The sequence below is a fragment of the Methylobacterium nonmethylotrophicum genome, from assembly GCF_004745635.1.
In the GTDB taxonomy this organism is placed as follows: domain Bacteria; phylum Pseudomonadota; class Alphaproteobacteria; order Rhizobiales; family Beijerinckiaceae; genus Methylobacterium; species Methylobacterium nonmethylotrophicum.
This window is the reverse complement of sequence record NZ_SRLB01000007.1, coordinates 232,394-258,227: the sequence shown is the minus strand read 5'-3', so window position 1 is coordinate 258,227 and position 25,834 is coordinate 232,394. Positions and strand designations below refer to the sequence as shown.

General features: G+C 70.8%; 21 protein-coding genes and 1 tRNA gene. 9 read left to right on the top strand and 13 right to left on the bottom strand.

Annotated elements, in window-relative coordinates:
- Positions 1 to 18 precede the first annotated feature (18 nt).
- The 6 genes from EU555_RS11755 to EU555_RS11730 all read right to left on the bottom strand — a co-directional run bounded on the left by EU555_RS11755 (position 19) and on the right by EU555_RS11730 (position 7,642).
- Positions 19 to 483: an SRPBCC family protein gene (locus EU555_RS11755; protein ID WP_135414821.1), complete on the bottom strand. Its 465-nt coding sequence runs from the start codon at positions 481 to 483 to the stop codon at positions 19 to 21.
- A 62-nt stretch (positions 484 to 545) separates the two neighbouring features.
- Positions 546 to 965, bottom strand: coding sequence for a VOC family protein (locus tag EU555_RS11750; RefSeq protein WP_135414820.1), 420 nt, complete (start codon positions 963 to 965; stop codon positions 546 to 548).
- An 85-nt stretch (positions 966 to 1,050) separates the two neighbouring features.
- Complete coding sequence (locus EU555_RS11745) at positions 1,051 to 2,325, bottom strand: RNA polymerase sigma factor (protein WP_135414819.1); 1,275 nt, start codon at positions 2,323 to 2,325, stop codon at positions 1,051 to 1,053.
- On the bottom strand, positions 2,322 to 2,696 hold the full coding sequence (locus EU555_RS11740; RefSeq protein WP_135414818.1) for a YciI family protein: 375 nt from the start codon (positions 2,694 to 2,696) through the stop codon (positions 2,322 to 2,324). The genes EU555_RS11745 and EU555_RS11740 overlap by 4 nt, the downstream gene beginning before the upstream one ends.
- Positions 2,697 to 2,819: 123 nt before the next feature.
- Positions 2,820 to 4,148, bottom strand: a complete 1,329-nt coding sequence (locus EU555_RS11735) for a methyl-accepting chemotaxis protein (protein WP_135414817.1) — start codon at positions 4,146 to 4,148, stop codon at positions 2,820 to 2,822.
- Positions 4,149 to 4,459: 311 nt separating this feature from the next.
- The gene (locus EU555_RS11730) at positions 4,460 to 7,642 is read right to left on the bottom strand and encodes an Rne/Rng family ribonuclease (protein ID WP_135414816.1); all 3,183 of its coding nucleotides are present in this window, start codon (positions 7,640 to 7,642) and stop codon (positions 4,460 to 4,462) included.
- 773 nt (positions 7,643 to 8,415) lie between these two features.
- Here EU555_RS11730 and EU555_RS11725 point away from each other — a divergent pair.
- The 5 genes from EU555_RS11725 (at position 8,416) to prfB (ending at position 14,293) form a co-directional block, all read left to right on the top strand.
- Entirely contained in the window at positions 8,416 to 9,747 is a 1,332-nt protein-coding gene (locus EU555_RS11725; protein ID WP_135414815.1) for an N-acetylmuramoyl-L-alanine amidase, read from the top strand.
- A gap of 200 nt (positions 9,748 to 9,947) precedes the next feature.
- On the top strand, positions 9,948 to 12,371 hold the full coding sequence (locus EU555_RS11720) for a penicillin-binding protein 1A (protein ID WP_135414814.1): 2,424 nt from the start codon (positions 9,948 to 9,950) through the stop codon (positions 12,369 to 12,371).
- A 64-nt stretch (positions 12,372 to 12,435) separates the two neighbouring features.
- Positions 12,436 to 12,714 carry an AbrB/MazE/SpoVT family DNA-binding domain-containing protein gene (locus EU555_RS11715; protein WP_135414813.1) on the top strand — a complete coding sequence of 93 codons (279 nt, stop codon included), beginning with the start codon at positions 12,436 to 12,438 and terminating at the stop codon, positions 12,712 to 12,714.
- Positions 12,711 to 13,085, top strand: a complete 375-nt coding sequence (locus tag EU555_RS11710) for a type II toxin-antitoxin system PemK/MazF family toxin (RefSeq protein ID WP_135414812.1) — start codon at positions 12,711 to 12,713, stop codon at positions 13,083 to 13,085. Before EU555_RS11715 ends, EU555_RS11710 begins: the two co-directional genes overlap by 4 nt.
- Positions 13,086 to 13,164: 79 nt before the next feature.
- Positions 13,165 to 14,293, top strand: a protein-coding gene (gene prfB, locus EU555_RS11705) for a peptide chain release factor 2 (protein ID WP_135414811.1) whose coding sequence is annotated in 2 segments (ribosomal slippage) — positions 13,165 to 13,233 and positions 13,235 to 14,293 — 1,128 coding nt in all. Because the reading frame shifts where the segments join, the coding sequence is not laid out codon by codon here.
- Positions 14,294 to 14,465: 172 nt separating this feature from the next.
- Here prfB and rsmA read toward each other — a convergent pair.
- From rsmA to EU555_RS11690, 3 genes are all read right to left on the bottom strand, one after another.
- Complete coding sequence (gene rsmA, locus EU555_RS11700) at positions 14,466 to 15,245, bottom strand: 16S rRNA (adenine(1518)-N(6)/adenine(1519)-N(6))-dimethyltransferase RsmA (RefSeq protein WP_245524264.1); 780 nt, start codon at positions 15,243 to 15,245, stop codon at positions 14,466 to 14,468.
- 53 nt (positions 15,246 to 15,298) lie between these two features.
- Positions 15,299 to 16,318 carry a 4-hydroxythreonine-4-phosphate dehydrogenase PdxA gene (gene pdxA, locus EU555_RS11695; protein WP_135414809.1) on the bottom strand — a complete coding sequence of 340 codons (1,020 nt, stop codon included), beginning with the start codon at positions 16,316 to 16,318 and terminating at the stop codon, positions 15,299 to 15,301.
- Between the two features lie 103 nt (positions 16,319 to 16,421).
- Positions 16,422 to 17,132 carry a DUF2270 domain-containing protein gene (locus EU555_RS11690; RefSeq protein ID WP_135414808.1) on the bottom strand — a complete coding sequence of 237 codons (711 nt, stop codon included), beginning with the start codon at positions 17,130 to 17,132 and terminating at the stop codon, positions 16,422 to 16,424.
- A 301-nt stretch (positions 17,133 to 17,433) separates the two neighbouring features.
- Between EU555_RS11690 and EU555_RS11685 the strand changes: the two genes are divergently transcribed.
- On the top strand, positions 17,434 to 17,967 hold the full coding sequence (locus EU555_RS11685) for a sigma-70 family RNA polymerase sigma factor (RefSeq protein ID WP_135414883.1): 534 nt from the start codon (positions 17,434 to 17,436) through the stop codon (positions 17,965 to 17,967).
- On the top strand, positions 17,964 to 18,695 hold the full coding sequence (locus EU555_RS11680; RefSeq protein ID WP_135414807.1) for an anti-sigma factor: 732 nt from the start codon (positions 17,964 to 17,966) through the stop codon (positions 18,693 to 18,695). The genes EU555_RS11685 and EU555_RS11680 overlap by 4 nt, the downstream gene beginning before the upstream one ends.
- A 418-nt stretch (positions 18,696 to 19,113) precedes the next feature.
- On the opposite strand, the gene EU555_RS11675 is transcribed toward EU555_RS11680, so the two are convergent.
- Positions 19,114 to 19,189, bottom strand: a tRNA-Glu gene (locus EU555_RS11675).
- Positions 19,190 to 19,270: 81 nt separating this feature from the next.
- Here EU555_RS11675 and EU555_RS11670 point away from each other — a divergent pair.
- Positions 19,271 to 20,281 carry an RluA family pseudouridine synthase gene (locus EU555_RS11670; RefSeq protein ID WP_135414806.1) on the top strand — a complete coding sequence of 337 codons (1,011 nt, stop codon included), beginning with the start codon at positions 19,271 to 19,273 and terminating at the stop codon, positions 20,279 to 20,281.
- A gap of 340 nt (positions 20,282 to 20,621) precedes the next feature.
- The gene (gene rpoH / locus EU555_RS11665) at positions 20,622 to 21,512 is read left to right on the top strand and encodes an RNA polymerase sigma factor RpoH (protein WP_135414805.1); all 891 of its coding nucleotides are present in this window, start codon (positions 20,622 to 20,624) and stop codon (positions 21,510 to 21,512) included.
- A gap of 51 nt (positions 21,513 to 21,563) precedes the next feature.
- Here the strand turns inward: rpoH and EU555_RS11660 are convergent, their stop codons facing one another.
- The 3 genes from EU555_RS11660 to EU555_RS11650 form a co-directional block, all read right to left on the bottom strand.
- Positions 21,564 to 22,496, bottom strand: coding sequence for an AEC family transporter (locus tag EU555_RS11660; RefSeq protein WP_135414804.1), 933 nt, complete (start codon positions 22,494 to 22,496; stop codon positions 21,564 to 21,566).
- 753 nt (positions 22,497 to 23,249) lie between these two features.
- Positions 23,250 to 24,017: a hypothetical protein gene (locus EU555_RS11655; RefSeq protein ID WP_135414803.1), complete on the bottom strand. Its 768-nt coding sequence runs from the start codon at positions 24,015 to 24,017 to the stop codon at positions 23,250 to 23,252.
- A gap of 429 nt (positions 24,018 to 24,446) precedes the next feature.
- Complete coding sequence (locus tag EU555_RS11650) at positions 24,447 to 25,796, bottom strand: histidine kinase (protein WP_135414802.1); 1,350 nt, start codon at positions 25,794 to 25,796, stop codon at positions 24,447 to 24,449.
- Between the last annotated feature and the right edge of the window lie 38 nt (positions 25,797 to 25,834).

Below are 25,834 nucleotides of genomic sequence, written 5' to 3'. Positions count from 1 at the left end.
TCTCCGGGTTCGAGGCGGCTACAGGCGTGCGGCGAGGTCGGCGAGCTGGTCGGCGCAGCGGCCCCAGCCGTCGTGGAAGCCCATCGCCTCGTGCGTGGCGCGGTCCTCCGCGGTCCAGTGCCGGGCAAGGGCCGTGTAGCGGGTGGCGCCGCCCTCGGGCACGAAGGTGATGATGCCGGTGAAGAACGGCTTCGCCGCCGGCTCCCAGGCGCGCGTATAGGCGTCGGTGAACACGATGCGGGCGTTCTCGACGAGTTCGAGATAGATGCCGGCGCTCGCGAACTCGCTGCCGTCCGGTCCCCGCATGACGATCCGGGTGGCGCCGCCGGGGCGAAGCTCCGTCTCGGCCTCGGCGACCATGTAGGGTTTCGGGGCGAACCACTGCTTGATGAGGTCCGGCTCGGTCCAGGCACGGTAGAGCGCGGCCGGGGAGGCTTTGATCAGGCGCGTGAGGACGAGGTCGCGCTCGGTCGCGTCGGTCATGACGGTGCTCCGCATCGGGAGAGATCGGGGAAGGGGATCAAGGGCGCCGGGTGCGGCGGGCTTCAGCGCTTCTGCTGGTTCATCGCCCACACCACCCCGAAGGGATCGCGCAGCTGGCCGTAGCGGTCGCCCCAGAACATCTCGGCCGGGGGCATCACGGCGGTCGCGCCCGCCTCGACGGCGTGGGCGTAGCGGGCGTCGATGTCCTCGACGATCAGGGTCAGGGTGAAGGCCTGGGGTGCCTGGAGCGCGCAGCCGTGCTCCGGAAAGGCGTCGCTCAGCATCAGCGAGGAGCCGTTGACGTGCAGGTGGACATGCGGGGTCCGGCCTTGCGGGTCGGCCGGCATCGCGGCGGCGATCTCGGCCCCGAAGGCACGGACGTAGAACTCCGCCGCCCTCAGGGCGCCGTCGAGCATCAGGTAGGTGACGAGCCCGCCCTTCACCGGGGCGATGGCGGGGGTCTCTCGGGTCGCGCTGCTCATGCGGTCCTCTCCTCTCGCGGGCCGCCCCGATCTCGGCGGCCTCGTCCCAAGGACGCCGGACCTGGCCGTGATCCGACAGGGCCCGTCAGATTTTTTCGCTCAGACGCTCTCCGGCCTCCCGGGCCAGGCGGTCGAGCTGCAGGCGGATATGCGCGGCCTCGGCGGGGGTGCCGGCGAGGGCGATCGCCCGGCCCATCGCCTCCCTCGCCTCGGCGTCCCGGCCGAGCTGCATCAGCAGGGCGCCGCGCAGGCCGTGGAAGTGGAAGTAGCCGGACAGCGCGCCCGCCAGGGGCTCGACCAGGGCGAGCCCGGCGGCGGGACCGCCGACCTTGGCGACGGCGACAGCCCGGTTGAGCGTCACCACCGGCGAGGGCTGCAGCTGCTCGAGCGTGGCGTAGAGCGCGTCGATTCCCGCCCAGTCGGTGTCGCGCGGGTGCGCGGCGCGGGCGTGGAGCGCGGCGACCGCCGCCTGGACCTGGTAGGGCGCGGGCCTGCGGTGGCGCATCGCCTTGTCGACGAGGGCGAGCCCCTCGGCGATCATCGGCCCGCGCCAGAGCCGGCGGTCCTGGTCCTCCAGGAGCACGATCTCGCCCTCGGCGTCGAAGCGCGCCGGCGACCGGGCGTGCTGGAGCAGCATCAGGGCGAGGAGGCCCATCACCTCCGGGTCGGTGGGAAACAGGCGCAGCAGCAGGCGGCCGAGGCGGATCGCCTCGTCGCAGAACACCGCCCGCTCCGAGCCGGTCCCGGCCGAGTAGCCGGCATTGAAGACGAGATAGACCATCGCCGAGACGGAGGCGAGCCGCTCCGTCCGCTCGGCCGGCCCGGGCGCGCCGTATGGCACCGCGCCGCGGGCGATGCGCGCCTTGGCGCGGGTGATGCGCTGCTCCATCGCCGCCGGCGTCACCAGGAAGGCGCGGGCGATGCGGGCGACGTCGAGCCCCGACACGATGCGCAGGGCGAGCGCGATCTGCTGGGTCGCCGGCAGGTCCGGATGGCAGCAGATGAACAGGAGCCGCAGGATGTCGTCGCGGTAGGAGCCGGCGTCGATCGACTCGGCGAGCGGCGTCTCGGCGTCGTCGAGGTCCGAGATCGCCTGGTCCGGCGGCAGCGGCGTCAGGCGGGCGAGGCGGCGCCTGCCGTCGAGGGCGCTGTTGCGCCCGACGAGGATCAGCCAGGCCGCGACGTCCCGCGGCGGCCCGGTGCGCGGCCAGGTCCGCAGGGCGCGCAAGGAAGCCTCCTGGAACGCCTCCTCGGCGGCGTCGAGATCGCGAAAGACCCGCACCAGGGCGGCGAGGACCCGCGGCCGGGCCGCCGCGAGGGCGGCGGCGAGCCAGGCGGCGTCGGGCGCGGCCTCGCTCATCCGGTCCGCCGCGGGTCGGGATTGTAGAGCAGGACCGGCCGCAGCTCGTAGGCGCCGCCCGGATTGGCCGCCGCGAGGTCGCGGGCGATCGCCAGCGCCCCGTCGAGGTCGTCGACCTCCACGACGTAGAAGCCGAGGAGCTGCTCCTTGGTCTCCGCGAACGGACCGTCGATGACGAGCGGCGGATCGCCCGCCTTGCGCAGGGTCGTGGCCGCCGTCGTCGGCAGGAGGCGCAGGGACGGGCCGAGCCGGCCCTGGCGCTCCAGCGCCGCATGCACCTCGCCGAGGCGGCCCATCACGGCCGCCTCCTCCGCCTCGCTCCAGGCGGCGACGACGTCCTCGTCCTTGTAGCAGAGGATGGCGTACAGCATGGCGTCCCCTTGTCTCCCCCGAGGACGCGCGACCGGCCCCGGATCCGACAGGGGCCGCCCGCGCGACGGCGCAGTCTCGGACGGGCCGGCCCGCGGGGGCAAGGCGCGGCGGGAGAGAACGCCTCAGCGCCGGGACACGTCCCCGGCCGCCGCCACCATCGTCTTGGCGGCGGCCTCGAAGGCCTGGAAGGCCGGGATCGCCCGGTCCCAGGCGCTCTGCCCCAGGGCCTCGACCATCTCGGCGGCCTGGCGCCGGGCCTCGGCGCAGGCGGCGAGCAGCCGGGCGGCGGCGGGATCGGCCGCATCGACCCCGAGATCCGCCGCGCCTCCGGCTCCGAACGGCGTCACGGCGGCGGAGGCCTGCCCGAGCCCGACCAGGGCCGCCGCGAGTCGGCGCTTCCAGACCCCCACATCCGCCGGCAGGCGCACCAGGGCGTAGCCCGGCAGGCCCCGGGCCGCGCCGGCATCGAGGGCGGTCTGCGCCGCCGTCTCGGCCCGCACCAGGACCGCCATCAGCCCGTCGATCTCGCCATGGGTCTTGTGCGCCTTGCCGGCGACCTGCTGCACGCCCGCCGAGATCTCGGCGGTCGCCGCCTCCTGCTGGCTCAGCACATCGGCGAGCGCCCGGATCCCCTCGGCCGAGCGGGCGACCGTCTCACCCTCCTGCGCCACCCGGGCCTCGACCCGGGTCACCGCCGCGGTGCCGCTCGCCACCGCGTGCCGGCTCTCGGCGACGGCGGCCTGGATCGCCGCGAGCTCCTGCAGCAGCACCGCCAGGCGGCCGCGGATCTGCTCGGTCGCCCGGGCGGTCTGGCCGGAGAGCTGCTTGACCTCCGCCGCGACGACCGCGAAGCCGCGCCCCGCCTCGCCGGCCCTCGCCGCCTCGATCGTCGCGTTGAGCGCCAGCAGGTTGGTCTGGCTCGAGATCGCCTCGATCGTGCTGGCCATCTCCTGGATCTGCTGCGCCGCGCCCTCGAAGCCGGTGAGGCGCTGCTCGATCTGCGCCGCATGGGTCTCGATCGCCGCCATGGTGCGGCTCGCCTCGCGCATGTCCGCCGCGCAGGCCCCGATGCCGCCGCTCGCCTGCTCGGCGAGGGCGGCGCTACTCTGGGAGCGGCCGGCGAGCTCGCGCGTCGAGGCGGCGACCTGCTCGACCGCCGCCGCCATGGTGCGGGTCTGCCCGGCAATCTCGCTGGCGTCGTGCGTCATCCAGCCGAGGATCGTGGCGGCCTCCGAGGCCTGGGCGGCGACGTGGGCCGTGCTGCCGAGATCGGCCGCCGCGGCCCCCCGCATCTGCCCGAGCAGGCGCCCGAGGGAGACGGCCAGGCGGCCGTGCTCCGGCGGAGGCGCGCCGGTCTCGCCGGCCCGCTCGACGAGACCAGCGAGGCGTTCCTCGATCATCTCGGGCGTCTCGACGGCGACGGGCGGCGGCATGCGGCGTGAGCGGAACATGGTTTCGACCCAGAATACGACACCGCGATTTCTCCCCCTTCCGGTGTCGGTTCCGTTAACGGCCCAGCGTTCTTCGCGTCTAGCGTGTTATGTGACCATAGGTCATCTGGTGAGTGCAGCTGTCGGTCCTGCCGGCTCGGTCGCGGCGGGCCGCATGGTTGCCGTGCGTGAGGGGTCCGGCTCCACTTGCGATGATGCAGCGACGGCGACCGCCGGAACGGCGCGGGCCGCGCCCCTGCCGGAACGCGGCCCACCCTGAACCACCGTTTTTGCGGACGGGACGGGCCTGACGGCCCGACCCGCTCCCGGCCTCACTCGCCGCCGATCGCCGCCTTGGTGCGCGACCACCAGCCGGCCCGCTTCGGGCGGTCCGGATCGGGCGGGGTGAGGACGACCGCGACCGGCTCGGGCTCGGGCTGCGGCGGCGCGGGCTCGACGGCCGGCGCGGTCTCCTGCGTCGCGGAAGCCTCGGATTCCCGAGCGGGCGCCGGCGCCTCGATGGCCTCGGCGGTCAGGGCCTCCCGCTCGACGGCCGGGAGGTCCGGCGCCGCGACCGGGCTGCCGGACGCCTCGGGCGGCGGTCCGACGATCTCGTCGAGGGCGACGATCTCCTCGGCCAGGGCATCCTGCACCAGGCTGCCGCCGGCCTCCTCCGGCTCGAACCCGGCCACGACCTCGTCGCCGATCGAGCCGCCGGTCTCCTCGAAGCGGTCGCGCCCGCGGCCGCCGCGGCGGCCGCGGCGGCGCCGCCGGCTCAGGGCCTCCTCGCGGCTCTCGCGCTCGTCGCGCGCCGGCGCCCCGCCATCCTCGGTGATCGGGATCGACACCGCCTCGGCCGAGGCCTGGACCGGCTCGCCGGCCTCGTCGGCCTCCGCCCCCTCGGCGTCGGCCTCGTCGGCACGCTCGCCCCGACCCCGCCGGCGCCGCCGGCGGCGACGGCGCTTGCCCCCGCCCTCGTCGTCGCCGCGGGGCGCGCCCTCGGCCGCCTCCTCGTCGCCTTCGGCTTCGGCGTCAGCCTCGCCCTCGGCCTCGGTCTCGCCGGTCTCCTCGACGATCTCCTCGTCCTCGTCATCCTCCTCGAGCGGCGGCATCACCACCGCCTCGGCCCGGATGCTGGTCACCGGGCGCGGCTCGACCCGCTGGGCCGGCTCGCCGCGCTCGAGGTGGAAGGCCGAGGTCGCGGCGAGCCGCTCGTCGGCCGAGATGATGATCGCGACGCCGAAGCGGGTCTCGAGCTCGCGCAGATGGGCGCGCTTCTGGTTGAGGATGTAGAGCGCCACCTCGGTGCGGGTGCGCAGCACCAGGTTGTGGCTGCTCGACTTGATCAGGGCCTCCTCGATCGCCCGCAGGATCAGCAGGGCCACGGAGGCGGTCGCGCGCACGAAGCCCGAGCCGCCGCAATGCGGGCAGGGTACCGAGGAGGATTCCAGCACGCCGGTGCGGATGCGCTGGCGCGACATCTCGAGCAGGCCGAAGGGCGAGATCCGGCCGACCTGGATCCTGGCGCGGTCGTTCTTCAGGCACTCGTTCAGCTTCTTCTCGACGGCGCGGTTGTTCCGTTTCTCCTCCATGTCGATGAAGTCGATGACGATCAGCCCGGCGAGGTCGCGCAGGCGCAGCTGGCGTGCCACCTCCTCGGCGGCCTCCAGGTTCGTCTTGAGGGCGGTATCCTCGATGTCGTGCTCGCGGGTGGCCCGCCCGGAGTTCACGTCGATCGAGACCAGGGCCTCGGTCGGGTTGATGACGAGGTAGCCGCCCGAGCGCAGGGAGACGTGGTTGGAGAACATCGCGTCGAGCTGCTGCTCGATGCCGAAGCGGGCGAAGACCGGCACCGGGTCGCGGTAGGGCTTCACCACCTTCGACTGCGTCGGCATCAGCATCCGCATGAAGTCCTTGGCCTCGCGGTAGGCCTCCTCGCCCGCGACCAGGACCTCGTCGATGTCCTTGTTGTAGAGGTCGCGGATGGCGCGCTTGATCAGCGAGCCCTCCTCGTAGACGAGCGCCGGCGCCGAGGACGACAGCGTCAGCTCGCGCACGCTCTCCCACAGCCGCATCAGGTACTCGAAGTCGCGCTTGATCTCCGGCTTGGTGCGCGAGGCGCCGGCCGTGCGCAGGATGACGCCCATCCCCTCGGGGACCTCGAGGTCGGTGGCGATCTCCTTCAGGCGCTTGCGGTCGGCCGCGCTGGTGATCTTGCGCGAGATGCCGCCGCCCCGGCCGGTATTGGGCATCAGCACCGAGTAGCGGCCGGCGAGCGACAGGTAGGTGGTGAGCGCCGCGCCCTTGGTGCCGCGCTCCTCCTTGACGACCTGGACCAGGATGACCTGCCGGCGCTTGATGACCTCCTGGATCTTGTAGTGCCGGCGCGGGGCGCGGGGACGCTCGGGAATCTCCGCGAGGGCATCGCCGCGGCCGCCGACCTGCTCGACGACCGGCTCCTCGTGCTCCTCGTCGTCGTCCTCGTCATCACCCTCGTCGTCGTCCTCCTCGTCTTCGTCGTCTTCCTCGTCGTCGTCCGCCTCGGCGACGGTCTCGTCCTCGTCCTCGTCGTCCTCGTCGTCTTCCTCATCCTCGTCCTCGTCCTCGTCGGACGCGGTCTCGGCGGCGTCGACCGGCAGCGAGGCGGCGACGGGCTGGGGCAGGATGATGGCATCGGACGCGGCCGCCTCGGACGACGCGTCCGTCTCGGCGCCCTCGACCGGCGCCGCGGCGACCTCGACGGGGGCGGGCTCCGCAGACACGGCGGCGGCGATGGCCGCGGGGGTCTCCGGCTCGGAGCCCTCGGAGGCGGATTCCTGGACCGGCGCGGCCTCGACGGCCGACGTCTCGGCAGGGGCGTCCGGTGCGATGCCCTCCTGAGGGGCGACGTCCTGTGCGGGGCTGGCGGGAGCCTCGGCATGAACCGGCGCCTCGCCCGCCGAGGCGGTCTCCTGCGCCGGGTGCTCGCCGGTCTCGGGCTCGAAGCCTTCCGGCTGCGCAGTCTCGTGCGAGGCGTCCGCCTCGTGCGAGGCTTGCGCCTCGTGCGCGTCCGTCGCCGGTGCGCCGGTCTCCTGGACGTCCTCGGCGGGGACGCTCACCACGGCATCGGCCGGGCGCGACGCGGCCTCGGCCCGGCGGCCGCGACGGCGACGGCGGCGGGGCTGGTCGCCGCGCTCGCTGCGCTCGGGGCGCTCGCTGCGCTCGGGCCGCTCCTCGTGCTCGCGCTCGGCCCGGGCCTCCTCCTCGAGGAGCGCCATCCGGTCGGCGATCGGGATCTGGTAGTAGTCGGGATGGATCTCGCTGAAGGCCAGGAAGCCGTGGCGGTTGCCACCGTACTCGACGAAGGCGGCCTGCAGCGACGGTTCGACCCGCGTGACCTTGGCGAGATAGATGTTGCCCCGCAGCTGGCGGCGGCTAGCGGACTCGAAGTCGAATTCCTCGACCTTGGAACCCTTGACCGTCACCACCCGGGTCTCTTCCGGGTGGGCGGCATCGATGAGCATCTTGTTGGCCATGACGAACTTTCGGCATGGCGATCAACGGCAGCGCCGCTGGACGGGGGCATCCGGGAACGAACCCCGAGGATGGAAGCCTCGGGGATCCGGGCCGTGCGCGGGAGGGCGAGCCTCCGTCGTCCGGTGCCGCCCCGGGCGCGGAAACCCGCGCCGGGTCGGCTCTCCCGTGCCGTGCCCTCTCGGGCACGGCGGATGCTATCGTGCGGGGGGTGCCGTCAATCGCCGCTGCGCGCATCCACGCGCGCGAGGGGTTGACGATGGCCGGGGGCAGGGGACGCGGACGGGCGCGACGCCGGACGCGCGCGCCGGGGACGGCAGCTTCGAGACCCGAGGCTGTGCGTCCACGCATACTCCCACCGACCTTTCGAATCGAGGCGCGCGGGCCTGAAGGCCCCGCGGCCGTTGGAAAACGGGCGACGACGTTCACGAACGCCGCCGCGGATCAAGCGACACCTGCCCGGCACGCTGATCGTCGGACGATCTGCCGGCGGCCGGCCAGCGCCGAAGCCGCTGCGAGAGCGCCCGGGCGGGCCCGCGGGCCGCGGCGGAGAAGCCGGCGGCATCGGGCAGGGGTCCCTATAACTACAGAGTGTCCGGCGCGATTTGCAAGCGTCATCGCCGCGCCGGCCCCGGGGCGTCCCCGCCCGTCCGGTCCCACGGCCTGTACCCTGGCGGCAACATCTTCGCGCCAGTGATCCGAACGCCTTTGCGATGCGTTAACCATGGCGCGGTTATCGCGTAACCGGGATGCCGCCTGAAGTCGCCGCGAGACCATGCCGACACGCGCACGTCCGATTCGCCTGCTGATCCGCGCCGTGCTCACGGCCGCGTGCCTCGGCTTGCCGCTCGCCGGCCTCGCCGCCCCGGCCGCCGAGCGCCCGGCGCCCGAGTCGCGCCCAGGCGCGGAGAGGCCCGCCGTCGCGATCGCCGCCGAGATTGCGGCGGCCCCCGACGGCGGCACCCGCCTGACCGTGGTGCTGTCCCGGCCGGTCGAGGCCCGGGCCTTCGTGATGGAGCGGCCCGATCGGGCGATCGTCGACCTGCCGGAGGTCAACTTCCAGTTGCCCGCCGAGGCCGGGCGCAAGCGCGAGGGCCTCGTCGCCTCCTACCGCTACGGGCTGTTCGCCCCCGGGCGCTCGCGCATCGTCATCGACCTTGCGCAGGCCGCCACCGTCGCCCGCGTCGCCACCACCACCCGCCCGCGGGACGGCGCGACCCTGCTCGCCATCGACCTCTCCCGCAGCGACCGCGAGGCGTTCCGGCGCGCCGCCCAGCCGCCCGAGCCGGCCCGCGCGGCCGGCCCCCCCTCCCGCGAGGGAACCGATTCGCGCCCCCTCGTGATCGTCGATGCGGGCCATGGCGGCATCGATCCCGGCGCCATCGCGGGCCCCGGAATCTACGAGAAGGACATCGTGTTCGGGGTCGCCCAGGGTCTGGTGCAGCGCCTCGAGGCGAGCGGCCGGTTCCGGGTGCAGATGACCCGCGACCGCGACGTGTTCGTGCCGCTCGCCGAGCGGGTGCGCATCGCCCGCGACGCCCGGGCCGACCTGTTCGTCTCGATCCACGCCGATTCAATCTCGGCGGCGCCCCAGGTGCGCGGCGCCACGATCTATACCGGCTCCGAGAAGGCCACCGACGCCGAATCGGCGCGGCTGGCCGACCGCGAGAACAAGGCCGACGCCGCCGCCGGCGCCGACCAGGGCGAGGGCCCGGGCGACGTCGCCGACATCCTGCAGGAGCTCACCCTGCGGGAGACCCGCGGCTTCTCGGCCCGGTTCGCCAAAGGCCTGCTGACGCGGCTCTCCGGCGTGATGGAGATGAGCGTGAAGCCCCACCGCGAGGCCGGCTTCCGGGTGCTGCGCTCGCCCGACGTGCCCTCGGTGCTGGTCGAGCTCGGCTACCTGTCGAGCAAGCGCGACCTCGACCTGCTGCTCTCCGACGAGTGGCGGGCCAAGGTCACGGCCCAGATGGCGGGCGCGATCGAGACGTTCTTCGCCGCCCGCCTGCCCCCCGCCGCGACCGCCCGAGCGGCGGACGGCGCCCGGATCGGCAAGGCGGCCCAGATCACCCCGGCGCAAGGGGCCCCCGCCCCAGTTTCACCATAGATCCCGTGTCGATAGGGCCCCGTCGGCCCCTCGCTGTCCTGGCTCCCGTGGTCCTCCTCCGCTCTCCGCCGGAGGGGCTGCGCGAAGCCACGCCAGTCGCGTTCCGGTGAGGAGCCGGCCTGGGGCGTGGCGTCTGCCGCCCGCCTCGGGTTAGAACGGCCTTCAGGGCCGCCGCGGCCTCATCGACGGATCGGGTATCGATGCGCTTCATCCTCCGCTTCTTCGGCTTCCTGTTCAGCATCGCGGCGATGGCGGTCGTCGTCGGTGCGGCGGCGGGCGCCTACTTCTTCTGGAAGTACTCGCGCGACCTGCCCGACCACGCGGCGCTCGCCAATTACGAGCCGCCGGTGATGACCCGCGTCCACGCCGCCGACGGCAGCCTGCTCGCCGAGTACGCCCGCGAGCGCCGGCTCTACCTGCCGATCCAGGCGATGCCGAAAATCGTCATCGCGGCCTTCCTGTCGGCCGAGGACAAGAACTTCTACAAGCACGGCGGCATCGATCCCGAGGGCATCGTCCGGGCGATCCTGACCAACGCGTCCAGCGGCAAGAAGCAGGGCGCCTCGACCATCACCCAGCAGGTCGCCAAGAACTTCCTGCTCTCGTCCGAGCAGACGCTCGACCGCAAGGTCCGCGAGGCGCTGATCGCGCTTCGCATCGAATCGACCTACTCGAAGGACAAGATCCTCGAGCTCTACCTCAACGAGATCTTCCTCGGCACGATCGTGCCGGGCCGCAACCTGCACGGCATCGCGGCCGCCGCGCTCGACTATTTCGGCAAGTCGGTGCACGAGCTGACGATCCACGAGGCGGCCTATCTCGCGGCTTTGCCGAAGGGCCCGAACAACTACCATCCCTATCGCCGCACCCAGCAGGCGCTGGCGCGCCGCAACGAGATCATCGGCCTGATGGCCCAGAACGGGTACATCACCAAGGAGGAGGCCGAGTCCGAGCGAAAGCTGCCGCTCGGCGTCAACCCGCGCTCCGTCTCGCCCAACACCGCCAACGCGAACTACTTCGCCGAGGAGGTCCGGCGCGAGATCTCAGAGCGCTACGGCGAGAAGAAGCTCTACGAGGGCGGCCTGTCGGTGCGCACCACCCTCGACCCGAAGATGCAGGCGATGGCCCGCAAGGCGCTGACCGACGGCCTCGTGCGCTACGACCAGGCGCGCGGCTGGCGCGGCCCGAAGACCCGGGTCGAGCTCGCCGGCCGCGACTGGGGCATGGCGGTGGCCGAGGTGCCGGCGCTCGGCGACGTGCAGCCCTGGCGCCTGGCGGTGGTGCTCGACACCTCCGGCGGCCGCGCCACGATCGGCCTGCAGCCCAAGCGCGAGAGCTCGGGCCAGGTCTCGAAGGACCGCGAGACCGGCATCATCACGGCGGACAGCGTCCGCTGGACCGGCCGCAGCGTCGCCGCCGCGCTCAATTCCGGCGACGTGGTCTATGTCGAGCGGATGGAGGGCGCCGGCAACGCCTACCGCCTGCGGCAGATCCCGGAGGTGTCGGGCGCCATCGTGGCGATGGATCCCTATACGGGCCGCGTCCACGCCATGGTCGGCGGCTTCTCCTACGACGAGAGCGAGTTCAACCGCGCCACCCAGGCGATGCGCCAGCCCGGCTCGTCATTCAAGCCAATCGTCTACTCGGCGGCCCTCGACAACGGCTACACCCCGTCCTCGATCGTGCTCGACACGCCGATCACCATCGAGGCGGGCCCCGGCCAGGAGGCCTGGACGCCCTCGAACTACGACGGCAAGTCTGGCGGGCCCCACACCCTGCGCTACGGCATCGAGCACTCGAAGAACCTGATGACGGTGCGGCTCGCCAAGGATGTCGGCATGCCGCTGATCGCCGAGTATGCCCGCCGGTTCGGCGTCTACGACGACATGCTGCCGGTGCTGCCGATGTCGCTGGGTGCCGGCGAGACCACCGTGATGCGGATGGTCACCGCCTACTCGATGCTCGACAATGGCGGCCGGCGCATCCGCCCGACCCTGATCGACCGGATCCAGGATCGCAACGGCGAGACCATCTACCGCCACGACACCCGCAAGTGCATCGGCTGCGACGCCGAGAAGTGGTCGGGCCAGGACGAGCCGAAGCTGGTGGACGATTCCGAGCAGGTCCTCGACCCGCTCACCGCCTACCAGATCGTGTCGATCATGGAGGGCGTGGTCCAGCGCGGCACCGCCACCATCCTGAAGGAGATCGGCAAGCCGCTCGCCGGCAAGACCGGTACCACCAACGACGCCAAGGACGCCTGGTTCGTCGGCTTCTCGCCCGATCTCGCGGTCGGCATCTATATGGGCTACGACAAGCCGCGCTCGCTCGGCGACCGCGCCACCGGCGGCGGGCTCGCCGCCCCGATCGCCCGCGACTTCCTGAAGGCCGCCCTGAAGGACAAGCCGCCGACGCCGTTCCGCGTCCCGCCGGGGATCAAGCTGATCTCCGTCAACCTCGCCTCCGGCACCCGCGCCGGCGGCGCGGGTGGCGTCCTCGAGGCGTTCAAGCCCGGCACCGCCCCGCCCGACAGCTACTCCGCCCCGCCGAGCGCGGCCCCGACGGCCCCGGGCGCGGTGCCGGCGGACGCGGACCGGGCGGCCCAGGCGGGTGGGTTGTACTGAGGCCCCGCTCACCCCACGCTCTTGATTGTGCTACGATGCGTAGCAGGATCAGGAGCGCGGGCGGATGTCGGTCATCGCGAAAGTGCGTGAGCAGGACGGTGCACGCGTCGTGACCCTGCCGAGCGAACTCCTGGAGAGCATCGGCGCCGGCGTTGCGACGGCACTCGCGCTCGATGTGAAGGATGGGGCGATCGTCGCGGTTCCGATCGCAGAGCCTGCCCGTCAGAGATCTCGGCGCTACACACTGGCCGAACTGCTCGTCGGTGCTGAGCATCTGCCAGAGATCTACGAAGGAATTGCAGGGGCGCTCGATGGCGATCCGGTCGGGCGTGAGCTGGGCTGAGGGGACCTCGGCCGAGGGTTCCGAAGGGTGGTGAAATCTACTCCGTCGATCCGAACCCGGTCGTCGGGCGCGAGATGCGGGACCGACATTACTGGATCGTCCTGACACCGGAGGCCGTGAACGTTCATGGTGTCTCGGTCGCGGTCATCGTGACGACCGCGGCGGTGGGAGCCCGCGCCGCAGGGCTCACTGTACCTGTGAGCGGGGCCGGTGTGACGGGCGTCGCCGTCTGCACGTATCTGCGCAGCTTCGACCTGCGCTCTCGCCTGGCGGACGGCTCGGCGCGTCTCGCGGGCGTCGTCGACTCGGTGACCGTCGACGACATTGCGGCCCGGGTCGCCAGCCTCGTCGATCCTGAGCCAGACGCGTGAGGGCGCACCCGCCGTTTACACCCGCCGCCCCCGGCGCTATCACCCTGGCCCCGCCCTCACGCGAGTGAACCCACACCAGATGCGCGCCGAGATCGAGCAACTCTCGGATGCCGCCAAGCAGTCGATCGGACTGCTGAGGAGGCATCTTTGACTGGGATACCGTCGACAAGCGTCTCGCGGAGCTGAACGCCCGCTCGGAGGACCCCTCCCTCTGGAATGATCCGGAGGAGGCCCAGAAGGTCATGCGCGAGCGCACGCAGCTCGACGACGCCGTCACGGCGATCCGGCGCCTGGAGCAGGGGCTGGAGGACGGCGCGACGCTGATCGAGCTCGGCGAGATGGAGGACGATGCCGCCAGCATCCGCGAGGGCGAGGAGCAGATCCGCGCCGTGCAGGTCGAGGCGGCCCGCCGCCAGATCGAGACCCTGCTCTCGGGCGAGGCCGACGGCAACGACACCTATCTGGAGGTCCATGCCGGTGCCGGCGGCACCGAGAGCCAGGACTGGGCCAACATGCTCCAGCGCATGTATGCCCGCTGGGCCGAGCGCCGGAAGTACAAGGTCGACATCGTCGAGTGGTCGGAGGGCGAGGAGGCCGGGATCAAGGGCGCCACGCTCCTGATCAAGGGCCACAACGCCTATGGCTGGCTGAAGACCGAATCGGGCGTGCACCGCCTGGTGCGGATCTCGCCTTACGATTCCAACGCCCGGCGGCACACTAGCTTCGCCAGCGTCTGGGTCTATCCGGTCATCGACGACCGGATCACGATCGAGATCAAGGAATCGGATTGCCGGATCGACACCTACCGATCGTCCGGCGCCGGTGGCCAGCACGTCAACACCACCGATTCGGCGGTGCGCATCACCCACAACCCGACCGGGATCGTGGTGGCGTGCCAGCAGGAGCGCTCGCAGCACAAGAACCGGGCCACCGCCTGGAACATGCTGCGCGCCCGCCTCTACGAGCTCGAGCTGAAGAAGCGCGAGGAGAAGGCCAATGCCGAGGCGGCCTCGAAGACCGACATCGGCTGGGGCCACCAGATCCGCTCCTACGTGCTCCAGCCCTATCAGCTGGTGAAGGACCTGCGCACCGGCGCCCAGTCGACCAGCCCCGACGACGTCCTCGACGGCGACATCGACGACCTGATCGAGGCGTCGCTGGCGCACCGGGTCTATGGCGGGGCCGAGGCGGTGGAGGACATCGACTGAGGGCCCGGGCTTCCGGGTGACGAGTGGGGCGCGGTGCTTCCTCCGGACCGGGGAAGGCCGCGCCCATGTCGTTTCCGGGTCCGGAGCCCCGTCGATCGCAGCGCCGTCCTCTTCGCCATCCCGTGTGCCACGGCGGAACCCGGGATGACGCGGAGCCTGAGCGCCTCCTTCCTCAGAGCGCCCGCGCCATCGCCACGAACCCCTCCACCGGCACCTCCTCCGCCCGCGCCGTCTCGGGGATCCCGGCGGCGGCGAGCAGGCGGGCCGGGTCCGGTGTCGCGGCCTTCAGGCTCTGGCGCAGCATCTTGCGGCGCTGGCCGAAGGCGGCGCCCGTCACCGCCTCGAGGGCCCGGACCCGGCAGGGCAGGGGTTCGGGCCGCGGCACCAGCCGCACCACGCTCGAGGTCACCTTCGGGGGCGGCACGAAGGCGGAGGGCGGGACGTCGAACAGGATCTGGCTCTGCGTGCGCCAGCCGCACAGGACGCCGAGCCGGCCGTAATTCGCCCGGTCACCCTCGTCGGCGACGATGCGCTCCGCCACCTCGCGCTGGAACATCAGGGTGAGCGAGTCCCACCAGGGCGGCCAGGCCTCCGGCGTGAGCCAGCCGGCGAGGAGCTGCGTGCCGACATTGTAGGGCAGGTTGGCGACGATCCGGGCCGGCCCGGCGCCGATCAGCGGCCGCGGGTCGAAGGTCAGCGCGTCGGCCTCCACCACGTCGAGGCGGCCGGGATAATGCGCGGCGATCTCGGCGAGCGCCGGCAGGGCGCGGGGATCGCGCTCGACCGCGATCACCTTGGCGGCGCCGTGCATCAGGAGCGCGCGGGTCAGGCCGCCGGGGCCGGGGCCGACCTCCAGCACGGTCACGCCCGCGAGCGGACCGGCCGCCCGGGCGATCCGCCCGGTCAGGTTGAGGTCGAACAGGAAGTTCTGGCCGAGCGAGCGGCGGGGCATCAGGTCGTGCGCCCGCACCACCTCCCGCAGGGGCGGCAGACCGTCCGGCGCGCTCACGCGCCCGCCCCATCGGCGCGGGTCAGGTGGCCGGCGAGCCTGAGGGCCGCGATCAGGCTGTCGGGCTTGGCCAGGCCCTTGCCGGCGATGTCGAAGGCGGTGCCGTGGTCCGGCGAGGTGCGCAGGAACGGCAGGCCCAGCGTCACGTTCACGCCCTCGTCGAAGGCGAGGGTCTTGATCGGGATCAGGGCCTGGTCGTGGGTGGGCGCGAGGGCGACGTCGTAGGCGGCGCGCGCCCGGGCGTGGAACAGCGTGTCGGCCGGGTGCGGGCCGGTGATCGCGATGCCCTCCGCCCTCAGGCGCTCGACCGCCGGGCGGAGCACGTCGCGATCCTCGGTGCCCATGGTGCCCGCCTCGCCCGCATGCGGGTTGAGCCCGGCGAGCACCAGGCGTGGGGCAGACAGGCCGAAGCGGGCCCGCATGTCGCGGTCGACGATGCGCGCGGTCTCGACCACGAGGTCGGGGGTGAGCAGGTCCGGCACCCGGCGCAGGGCCACGTGGATCGTCACCGGCACCACCGCCAGGTCCTCGGACCATAGCAGCATCACGGGCCTCGGGGCGGGCGCGCCCGGCTCCGCCGCCAGGGCCGCCAGGTACTCGGTGTGGCCGGGATGGCGGAACCCCGCCTCGTAGAGGACGTGCTTGGCGATCGGGTTGGTGACGAGGGCCGGCGCGCGGCCCGCCCGCACCAGCCGCACCGCCTCCTCGATCGACGCGAGCGTGCCGGCGGCGCTCGCCGGATCGGGCGTGCCGGGCTCGGCCGCGACGGTGAGCCCGTCCGGCAGCCGCACCACCGGCAGGGCCCGCGCGAAGGCCTCGGCGGCCTCCTCCGGCACGACCGGGGCGAGCGGCACCGCGAGGCCGAGCCGGGCGGCGATGCGGGCGAGGAAATCCGGATCGCCGATGACGAAGAACGGCGCCAGGCCGTGCTCCTCCCGGGCGAGCCAGGCCCGCAGGGTGATCTCGGGGCCGATCCCGGCCGGATCGCCCTGGGTCAGCGCGAGGGCTGTGGTCATCGGGAATCCCCGTCCGTGGCGGTACTGCCCCGCGCCATGGCATCCCGGCTCCCTCCGGGCAAGCGCCTCGCCCGGCCGCATGCGCATCGACCGAGGATTTCCCTCACACGTGCACCGCCCCGTCGGTCTCGTCCCGGCGGCCGGCGCGCAGGCCCGCGGCCAGGAGCCAGGCGTAGAACAGGGCGACGCAGGCCAGGACCAGCCAGCCCGGCAGCGGCCCCAGGCCGGCGCCGGCCAGGATCTCCGGGAGGGCGTGCGCGGTCTCGGCGGTGCCCGCCTCCGGCGGGCGGGGTCCCGTCTCCTGAAGGCGCGCGGAGGTGATCTTGAGCACCCAGGCGAGCAGCAGGATCGCGAACATCCAGCCGTAATTGCGCCGCAGCCGCCGGCCGAACGCCTCGCGCAGGCTGATGTGGAAGGTCGGGCGGCGCAGGTCGTCGGCGATGAGGCGGGCCCAGCCGGGATCCGGCGGTGCCTCCTGGGCGAAGACCTCCGCGTAATAGTGCCGCTCGAGCCTTCGGACCCGGGTGCGGTAGACGTCGAAGAAGCGGTAGCGCCGGGCCTCGATGCCGAGGAGCAGCAGCACCAGGAGCATGCAGAACAGCAGCACCCCGTGATGCGCCGTCGGCGTCGAGAGCGAGACCGACAGCATCGCGGCGATGACGGTGATCGACCAGTTGGTGGTGCGGTCGATCCGGTCGCGCCAGCCCGCCATGCGGGCGATCTCGGCCCGGTGGAAATGGGCCAGCACCGTGATTGCCTCGGAGGGCGTCCTCGGCATCGGAAGCGGCGCGGCCTGCGTGGTTGCGGCGATCATGGCGGGCCTCCCTCGGCCGCGCCTCTTCGTGACCCGGGCGCGGCCGGGGGCATCATGGCGCAGATCCCGGCCGGACCGAAGGCGTCGGCGTCTCCGGACCGCTCCCCGCCTCCGCCCGGCGCCGAACCGGCTTCTCCCGTTGGGGACGGCCCGGTCGCCCCATGGTCCTTCGGGCTCGATTGATCTATGGCGGGACGCGAGAGGGCGCCGCGCGCCCCCGCGGACTTGAGCGATCGTGCGCGTCGAGGATCGTCCCCATCGAGACCGGCCTGGCGCCGATGACGCCCGTGAGGCCGATGTCCTGGCGGACCTGATCGCCCGGGTGGCGGCGGGACGGCAGGACGCCTTGCGGGCGCTCTACGAGCGGACCGCCCCGAAACTTTTCGGGCTGATCCTGCGTATCGTCCGCGACCGGGGCACGGCCGAGGACGTGCTGCAGGACGCCTACCTGCGGGTGTGGCAGAACGCGGGGCGCTACGCCCCGGAGGCGGGACGGCCGATGGCCTGGCTCGCCGCGATCGCGCGCCACCGCGCCATCGACCTCATGCGTCAGAAGGGCGAGGTGCCGATGCGGGCGGGCGACGACGAGGAGGACTGGCTCCAGCGCATCGCCGACCCGCGCGACCGCGAGGCCGAGTTCCTGAGCCGCGACGCGCTCCTGACCTGCCTCGCACGGCTCGACCCGGTGCAGCGCGACTGCGTGGTGCGGGCCTATTGCGAGGGCCTGTCGCGGGAGGAATTGGCCGTGCGCTACGACCGGCCGGTCAACACCGTCAAGACCTGGCTGCATCGCGGGCTCGCGCTGCTGCGGGGCTGCCTGGACGAGGCCGCATGAGCGCGCCCGACGAGACCGACCTGCGCGCCGCCGAGTACGTGCTGGGCACCCTGGATGCCGCCGAGCGCGAGGCCTACCGGCGCGAGCGCGCCGTCTCCCCGGCGCTCGCAGCGGCCGAGCGGGCCTGGGAGGCCCGCCTCGCCCTCCTGGCCGAGGCCGTGCCCGAGGCGGCTCCGCCGCCCGGCGCCTGGGACCGGATCGCCGCGGCCTTGCCGGAGCGGCCGGGGGCGTCGCCCGCCGCTCCGGGCCCTGCCTCCCCGGTCCTTGCCGCACCGATCATCGACCTGCGCCCCGCGCTCCGGCGCTGGCGCCGCGCCGCTCTGGCGGCGAGCGCGCTGGCGGCCGGCCTCGCCGTCTTCATCGCCGCCGAGCGCCTCGCGCCCCGGGGCGAGACGGCGCAGTACCTCGCGGTGGTGAACCGGGGCGGCGACTTGCCGGCCCTGGTGGTGCGGGTCGATACCCGGGCCGGAACGGTGCAGGTCCGGGCGCTCGCCGCCGAGGCACCCCGCGACCGCAGCCTCGAACTCTGGGTGGTGCCGGCCTCGGGCACGCCGCGCTCCCTCGGCCTCGTGCGGGCGGAGGCCGGCACGCGGCTGTCCCTGCCGGCGGGCGACGGCGCGCTCCTCGACGGCGCGAGCCTCGCCGTGACGCTCGAGCCGCCGGGCGGCTCGCCGTCGGGCGCCCCGACCGGGCCGGCGGTCTATAGCGGCCGGCTGGTCCGCGATTAGGCGCATCTCTCCCGAGCGGATCCGTCCCGGCACGGCCGGACGACCCGGCCGGTGCGGAAGCGGATCAGGCCGGGGGTTCCGGACACCATCGCGGAATCGTCGAGATTTCCACGATCCATCAGCCATCGACGTGATCCGGATCGCCGGCCGAGATCGGAACGCTGTCCTGAGCATGGCGATCGACCGCGGGCCGATGACGAAACCCGTGACCGCCTCAGCGCCTGGCAGGCTTGTCCATCACGGCCGTTCTCCGGCGAGGGTCGATTGACCCGCGTCATCTCGCAGGCGGGTCGACAGGGCACCATCGGTGCCGCGCGCCACCGCCTTGATTCCCTGGGACAGCCGGTCTCGCGATCGAAACGGCGTATGGACGGCCGCGACGACACGGCATCTGATGTCGGAGACCGAAAGACCGCGATGGCGCTCCCAAGGGGACTCGAACCCCTGTTTTCGCCGTGAGAGGGCGACGTCCTGGACCGCTAGACGATGGGAGCTTGCCGGGCGGGATGGCGGCGGTATAGCGACGGCCCCGGACGGGCACAAGCCCGAATCCGGATCCGGGCGTCGTTTTCGAGATGGGAGAGGGTGTGGCGGGCGTGAGCGAGGCCGAGAGGCGGGAGGGCGTGATCCCGCCGGGAGAGGGGAGCGAGCGCCTCGACCGGGCGCTGGCGCGGCTGTGGCCGGACCTGTCGCGCAGCCGCCTGCAGGCGCTGATCCGCGAGGGCCGGGTCACGCTGGAGGCGGCCCCGGCGGGCGATCCGTCGGCCAAGGTCGCGGCCGGCCAGCGCGTCGCCGTCACGGTGCCGGCGCCGCGCCCGGCCGAGCCGGAGCCGGAGGCGCGCGACCTCGCGGTCGTCCACGAGGACGACGACCTGATCGTGATCGACAAGCCCGCGGGGCTGGTGGTGCATCCGGGGGCGGGCAACGACAGCGGGACCCTGGTCAATGCGCTGCTGGCCCATTGCGGGGCGAGCCTGTCGGGCATCGGCGGCGTCGCGCGACCCGGCATCGTCCACCGCCTCGACAAGGACACGACCGGCCTGATGGTGGTGGCCAAGACCGACCTCGCCCACCAGGACCTCTCGGCGCAGTTCGCCGATCACGGCCGCACCGGCCCCCTCGAGCGGGCCTATCTGGCCCTGGTCTGGGGGGCGCCGGCACCGGCCGCCGGCACGATCGATGCGGCGCTCGCGCGCTCGGAGCGCAACCGGGAGAAGATCGCGGTGGTGCGCGAGGGGCGCGGCCGCCACGCGATCACCCACTACGCCACCGAGGCCGTGCTCGGGCACGGGGAGCCGGTGGCGCTGGTGCGCTGCCGGCTCGAGACCGGGCGCACGCACCAGATCCGGGTGCATCTCGCCCATCGCGGCCATCCGCTCCTCGGCGATGCGGTCTACGGCGCGGCGTTCCGCACCAAGGCGAATCGCCTGGAGCCCGAGGCCCGCGAGGCGCTCGCCGCGCTCGGCCGGCAAGCGCTGCACGCGGCCCTTCTCGGCTTCCGCCATCCCCGCAGCGGCGAGGCCCTGCGTTTCGAGAGCCCGCCGCCGTCCGACATGGCCCGGCTGATCGCCGCGCTGACGCCCTGAGCAGAGCTGCAGGGTGTACCGCCGCTCGGTTCCCTGGTTTCGCATCCTGTTTGTGCCGAGCCGGTGACCGTTTCGGCGAATCATGCGCAGGGGCTGATGATCCCGCCTGCCCCGGACGCCGGCTCGACGGAGGGGGCGGACCGGCGCTCACCCTGCGTCAGTGTGGCAGCGCACGCGACGAACGGCCACGGCAGCACCAAACGACGCTTCACGCGTTGGTCGCGACACCCGTCGCTACCCGGCCGGCCCGCTCTCTGCTAGAAAGGCAGATCGAACGGCCGGCCAACGGGAGGTCGTTCGCGCTCGCCCGTCCGCTCAGGGGAGCTTCTAGGAGGTTGGAATGGCTGCTGCACTGCCCGTGCTCGCCAACGAAGGGGGCCTGTCGCGCTACCTCGACGAGATCCGCCGGTTTCCGATGCTGGAACCGACGGAAGAGTACATGCTCGCCAAGAGCTGGCGCGAACACGGCGACCGCGACGCCGCCCACAAGCTCGTGACCTCCCACCTTCGCCTCGTGGCCAAGATCGCCATGGGGTATCGCGGCTACGGCCTGCCGATCGGCGAGGTGGTGTCCGAGGGCAATGTCGGCCTGATGCAGGCCGTCAAGCGGTTCGATCCCGACAAGGGATTCCGCCTCGCCACCTACGCGATGTGGTGGATCAAGGCGGCGATTCAGGAATACATCCTGCGCTCGTGGTCGCTGGTGAAGATGGGCACCACCGCGAACCAGAAGAAGCTGTTCTTCAACCTGCGCAAGGCCAAGGGCCGCATCTCGGCCCTCGACGAGGGCGACCTGCGCCCCGACCAGGTCAAGCAGATCGCCACCCGCCTCGGCGTGCCGGAGCAGGACGTGATCGACATGAACCGCCGCCTCGGCGGCGACGCATCGCTCAACGCTCCCTTGCGCGAGGAGGGCGAGGGCGAGTGGCAGGACTGGCTCGTCGACGACAGCCCGACCCAGGAGACGGTGCTCGCCCGCGAGGAGGAGGGGCAGAACCGCCTCGCCGCGCTCAGGGACGCGCTCGGCGTGCTCAACCCGCGCGAGCGCCGGATCTTCGAGGCCCGGCGGCTGGCCGACGACCCGATCACGCTCGAGGACCTCTCGAGCGAGTTCGGCGTCTCCCGCGAGCGTGTGCGGCAGATCGAGGTCCGGGCCTTCGAGAAGGTCCAGGATGCGGTCAAGCGCAACCTCGCTACCCGCGAGGCGCCGCGGGCGGGGGTGCCGGCTTGAGGGAGCCGGCCACCGGCCGCAAGGACCGGCACCGGTCCGTAAGGACCGGCCTCATCCCATCGGCACCCACGCCGACAGGCCGATCAGCACGACCGGCATCGCCACGAGGGCCAGCACGGTCTGCACCGCCGTGATGCCGGCCATCAGCGGCGCATCCCCGCCGAGCTGGCGTGCCAGGATGTAGGCCGAGGAGGCGGTGGGGAGCACCTGGAACAGCAGCGCCGTGGTGAGGGCCGGTCCGTGCAGGCCGAGGCTCGCCGCGACGAGCAGCGTGGCCGCCGGCATCGCCAGGAACTTCATCACCGACGCGGACACCACCGGCCGCAGCCAGGCCCGGGCGCCATCGAACTCGAGCGCTGCGCCGACGCAGAGCAGGCCGACCGGCAGCGAGGCGGCGCCGAGGGCGCGCAGGGCCGGCTCCAGCCCCGGCGGAAGGTCCCAGCCGAGCAGCCGGACGCCCAAGCCGGCGAGCGACGACACGATCAGCGGGTTGGTCACGAGCTGCCGGACGATGCCCCGCGGGGTCAGCCGCGCCGCGCCGTGGCGGGCGAAGACGAGCACGCACAGGACGTTGACCGTCGGCACGATCGCCGCGTTGCAGATCGCCGCGAGCGCGATCCCCTGCGCGCCGAACAGCCCGGCGGCCAGCGTGACCCCGACATAGTTGTTGAAGCGCACGCTGCCCTGGAACACCGACGTGAAGGCCGGACCCTCGACCCGCATCACGGGCCTCAACGCGATCACCAGGGCCGCGACGGCGAGCGTCGAGAGGATCAGGGTCAGGGCGAGCACGCCGACCGGCACCGCCGCGACCCGGGCGGTGGCCAGCCCGTGGAAGAACAGGCTCGGCAGCAGCACGAAATAGCCCAGCCGCTCGGCCTGCGGCCAGAAGCTCTCGGCGAGGAAGCGGCGGCGGCGCAAGGCGAGGCCCAGCGCCGTGACGATCACGATGGGGAGGAGGGCCAGCAGGACGGCGCTGGTCATGGGGTCGGGATCAAGATGCGGCGGGCCTTGGGAGAGGAGGGGTGGCGGTTGCCGCTCAGCTTAGCGTGCTGGATCGCCCTCTCCCAGCATCCCCCGCGGCCGGCGGCCATGCGCGGGACAACGGTCGAAGCCGTGAGGCCCGCATTCATCCTGTCGGCGCGCGCCGCAAGCGCTGCCGACTCCGGCACGTGGCCCGAGGATCGACGTCATTCAGCAACGATCCGAATCGCAGGGATCGCCGCAAACAAATGTGTTGTTTGGCGCCTGAGAATCAAAAAACAAGTCGCTCCAACAATCATTGCACGATATAAATCAATGATAATAACTCAAGCATCAGATATCGCTTTAGATTTATCGCTTGACTTATTTCGCAGAGGCGAAGTCAAATAAATTATCTCCTTTTATATCTCGGATAAATCCTGTCGTAGTGTTGTTAATCATTTAATTTAAGGATTATTTTTGAAACTCGACATGAGAAAATCTACGAATACAAATCTAGATCAATACATTAAATTTTAGTCGTGAAGATTGCGGATAATCAAGATAAGTGTCACTGGCTGCGATGTGGTTTGTCGGATCGTTTGCGATTGCTTCGGATCTTCCGCGGTCGTGACTTATTCAGAGTATTTGAGGCGACTTCCAAAGCCTTGATAAAGGCTTTCTGCCCGTTCATATGAGCAACATAAAGAGCGGACGCCGCGACGGCGGGCCAACCAACATACCCCACAGCGGTTGCGATCGCGCCACAAACTGCTAAGCCAGCGAACTTCTTTTTTTTTCCAGTTCGTCCATGAGAGAAGAAGCAGCTTGTACAAATTTGTCAAGAAGCGGCTGCACGTCTGACGCCGGAATGGTTTCGCTTGCATCGATCATCGCTTGTAATTCTATCGAAATATTTTCAAGCCGTGCAATAATTTCGTGAGTTGAATTAAGCCCCAATTCTCGGACTGCTTCAATTACAAATTCTATTTCTTTTTTTATTTCAAGCATCGATTTGCGATCTAAGGTTCGTACTTTCTCCGAAGCTGTCGCGTCGTCCGGAGATGATTTGCCTAAAAATTCCAAATACTCAAATATAGAAGCATAAAAATTATAATGGATTGGGCAACGAAAATGCTCAGCCCGTCGCCCGACAAATGCCGCATCGGTTGCGTGACTGACGTTGGCCGCATCATGGTCTTCCGTAATCAAAAAAATCTTTCTTTTATACAACTTTACGAATACATCAAGAAAATCGATTGCATGCCGATCAATAAACTTGAAATAAAAAACAACAACATCTGCATGGCATCTAACGGTGCTGTCAAAAGCGGCCTGTGCATCATTGCTCGCGCTAAATGAGCTGTACGGAGTTGTATACATAAATGTATGGACTTTGAAGTCACATTCCCTAGTGAAAAATTCTGTAATCGCGTCTATACTGAGTGGGCGTGTTGACGCCTGATAATTTTGGAGAAATAAGATCGCGTTTCCCTTGAATTTACTCAGATCGCTTAAGATGTTGTAGTCATCTTGCGACATTGCCTACTCCAAAATTTATCAGTGCGACAATGTAAGGCTCTCGGCAGACTGGCTCTGTGAGCATTGGAGATAGTATAGATATAGAAAATGTTTTTTAAGTCAAGCCAATGTATCCATGTATTGCATCTCCAGTGTCAAGCATATAGCTTGCCTTGACATCTGATTCACTGGAGATGTTCGAGGATTCGAACTGATTACCCATCGAAAAACCATGCAAATGCGGTCGCTCCGCAAAGGTATCTCCAAGAATTTAAAAATCTTTATCAATTGAATTCCGATCAATCACTCAGTAAACGATGATAAATTCAAAAATTCAGAATGATATCCGCCTCATGTCTTGCTTTTTTATTCGCCTTCTTTCGTTTTATTTTGTATATTTATTAAGTATTTGATATATTGTTTATTTGAAGTGAGTCCGCGCAAGCTGTCTCACGGCTGCCACTGCTCGAACGCCTCCCGCATCACCTTCTCCCCCGCATTGCCCTTCTCGAAGGTCAGGACCGCGCGGTTGCCGTTGGCGTAGCGGACCGGCAGGTCGATCCAGTTGCGCTTGAGCAGCAGGTCGGTGTTGCGCTCGATGTCGGCCTTCAGGTTGGAGAGGCCGATCAGGAACAGGTTGTCGCGCACCGGCACCGGCAGGCCGGAGACTGGCGAGCCGCGGCCGGATTCGTCGTCCTTGAACTGGATCAGGCCGACGTCGCGCACCGTCCGGTTCGGATCGGTCGCCGTGAAGGTGAGTTCGATGATGTGCGAGGCCGGCAGGGTCGCGTCGGTGTTGCGGCGCAGGATCAGGGCGAGGCTCAGGCCCGCATCGGGCACGTCGACCGTCGCCCGTACCACGGTCTGAAGCGGCTGGCCCTGGCCGGCATTCACCGCGTCGAGGCGCCAGACCGTCCGGGCCTGCGTCGCCTTCGGGGCGCTGCCCTGGGGGCCGTTCTCCTCGTAGAGCGTGCCGCGCTGCGCCACCGGAATGTCGGGCGTCGGCGAGGGGCGGGGTGCGCCGCCCTGGGGAGCGGCCGGTGCGGGCGCAGGAGCCTGGGGCGCCCGCTCGCCGCCGACGCGGTCGGCGAACTTCGAGTCCTGGTTCTCGGCCGGCCGGTTGGGGCCGTTCTCGGCGAAACCCGTCGGCAGGGCGGCGGGGTTGTCGCGCAGGGACCAGGCGGTGACCGCGATCGCGCCGACGACCGCCGCCAGCACCGCCGCCACGATGCCGTTGCGGATCAGGCGCGAGCGGTCGCGCCGGGGCGCCACCACCTCGAGGCGCGGGCGCTGCGGTCCCGTCGATTCCGGGCCGGCGGGGTCCTCGGCGGTCTCGGGATGGCGCGGCCGCGCCGGCGGCAGCTTCAGCTCGACCGGAGGGCCGGCCTCCGGCAGGGCGTCGGCGTGGTGCGGGGCCGGCGTATCGGCGGGCGGCGGCTCAGGCGCCTGCTCGGCGGCGGGACGTTCCGGCGACGAGACAGTCTGAGGTCCGGCAGCCTCTGCCGGCCTGGTCGTCTCCCGCTGCGCCGGCGGGTCCTGGCGCTGCGGCTCCGGAGGCGCGGGCGGCGGAGCGGGTTCCGGCTCGGGGAGGCCGCCATGCTCGATCTCGAGCCGGGTGATCGCCCGGTCGAGGGAGACGCGCTCGGCCTCGATGTCGGCCTCCGACAGGGGTGGGTCGAGGGAGCGGAGCTGGCCGATCAGCGCCGCCCGCGCGCGCTCGTAGACCGTGTGCCGCAGGTCGGGCGAACGGTCCGGCAGGGCCTCGAGGGCACGGGCGAGCAGGGGATAGTAATCGGCCATGGTCGCCGCATGCCTTGTCGTGCCGGGCGGCGGGCGTC

Bases quoted from the DNA above. Each gene is read 5' to 3' on its own strand.
- EU555_RS11745 (WP_135414819.1), bottom strand. From the start codon at position 2,325: ATGAGCGAGGCCGCGCCCGACGCCGCCTGGCTCGCCGCCGCCCTCGCG.
- EU555_RS11730 (WP_135414816.1), bottom strand. From the start codon at position 7,642: ATGGCCAACAAGATGCTCATCGATGCCGCCCACCCGGAAGAGACCCGG.
- EU555_RS11670 (WP_135414806.1), top strand. From the start codon at position 19,271: ATGGGAGAGGGTGTGGCGGGCGTGAGCGAGGCCGAGAGGCGGGAGGGC.
- EU555_RS11750 (WP_135414820.1), bottom strand. From the start codon at position 965: ATGAGCAGCGCGACCCGAGAGACCCCCGCCATCGCCCCGGTGAAGGGC.
- EU555_RS11720 (WP_135414814.1), top strand. From the start codon at position 9,948: ATGCGCTTCATCCTCCGCTTCTTCGGCTTCCTGTTCAGCATCGCGGCG.
- EU555_RS11755 (WP_135414821.1), bottom strand. From the start codon at position 483: ATGACCGACGCGACCGAGCGCGACCTCGTCCTCACGCGCCTGATCAAA.
- rsmA (WP_245524264.1), bottom strand. From the start codon at position 15,245: ATGCCCCGCCGCTCGCTCGGCCAGAACTTCCTGTTCGACCTCAACCTG.
- EU555_RS11735 (WP_135414817.1), bottom strand. From the start codon at position 4,148: ATGTTCCGCTCACGCCGCATGCCGCCGCCCGTCGCCGTCGAGACGCCC.
- EU555_RS11715 (WP_135414813.1), top strand. From the start codon at position 12,436: ATGTCGGTCATCGCGAAAGTGCGTGAGCAGGACGGTGCACGCGTCGTG.
- rpoH (WP_135414805.1), top strand. From the start codon at position 20,622: ATGGCTGCTGCACTGCCCGTGCTCGCCAACGAAGGGGGCCTGTCGCGC.
- EU555_RS11660 (WP_135414804.1), bottom strand. From the start codon at position 22,496: ATGACCAGCGCCGTCCTGCTGGCCCTCCTCCCCATCGTGATCGTCACG.
- EU555_RS11655 (WP_135414803.1), bottom strand. From the start codon at position 24,017: ATGTCGCAAGATGACTACAACATCTTAAGCGATCTGAGTAAATTCAAG.
- EU555_RS11690 (WP_135414808.1), bottom strand. From the start codon at position 17,132: ATGATCGCCGCAACCACGCAGGCCGCGCCGCTTCCGATGCCGAGGACG.
- EU555_RS11725 (WP_135414815.1), top strand. From the start codon at position 8,416: ATGCCGACACGCGCACGTCCGATTCGCCTGCTGATCCGCGCCGTGCTC.
- pdxA (WP_135414809.1), bottom strand. From the start codon at position 16,318: ATGACCACAGCCCTCGCGCTGACCCAGGGCGATCCGGCCGGGATCGGC.
- EU555_RS11740 (WP_135414818.1), bottom strand. From the start codon at position 2,696: ATGCTGTACGCCATCCTCTGCTACAAGGACGAGGACGTCGTCGCCGCC.
- EU555_RS11650 (WP_135414802.1), bottom strand. From the start codon at position 25,796: ATGGCCGATTACTATCCCCTGCTCGCCCGTGCCCTCGAGGCCCTGCCG.
- EU555_RS11680 (WP_135414807.1), top strand. From the start codon at position 17,964: ATGAGCGCGCCCGACGAGACCGACCTGCGCGCCGCCGAGTACGTGCTG.